1 protein-coding gene is annotated in these 447 nt (G+C 49.9%); it reads left to right on the top strand.

The features are described 5' to 3' along the window. Positions 1-305: IS3 family transposase (locus GE543_RS26950; RefSeq protein ID WP_153221803.1), on the top strand; the 305-nt coding region annotated here is incomplete at its 5' end. Positions 306-447: the final 142 nt, after the last annotated feature.

The raw sequence follows: 447 nt of genomic DNA, 5'->3' as shown, positions 1-447 counted from the left end.
AGCCGATTTTGCATTCCGACCAGGGCTGGCAATATCGGATGCCTATTTACCAGCGACTGCTCAATGAGAATTCGATCGCAGCCAGCATGTCGCGCAAGGGTAACTGCTACGACAACGCGGCTATTGAGAGCTTTTTTAGCACGCTGAAATCCGAATTTTTCTACCTGAACAAATTTAACGATCTGGATGAGCTTCAAGCGGGTATCGAAGAGTACATTGAGTATTACAATCACTCACGCATAAAACTGAAGCTTAACGGCCTGAGTCCTGTGGAATACAGAATGCAGGCTGCCAAGGCAGCGTAGGTGGATAATTGTCCAACCTTCGGTGGTCACACCAGAGAGTGAGGAACGAGAGGTGTACGGAAGAACACCTCTCATTGCTATGCGCGGGGCGAAGTCTATCGCTTTCGTGATTCAACCTCGTCGGCGCAGGGCCTCGATACGT

The organism is Pseudomonas sp. SZ57, assembly GCF_009495975.1.
Classification (GTDB): Bacteria; Pseudomonadota; Gammaproteobacteria; order Pseudomonadales; family Pseudomonadaceae; genus Aquipseudomonas; species Aquipseudomonas syringae.
Note: the sequence above shows the minus strand (reverse complement) of the source record. Positions and strands in the feature narration are given on the sequence as shown.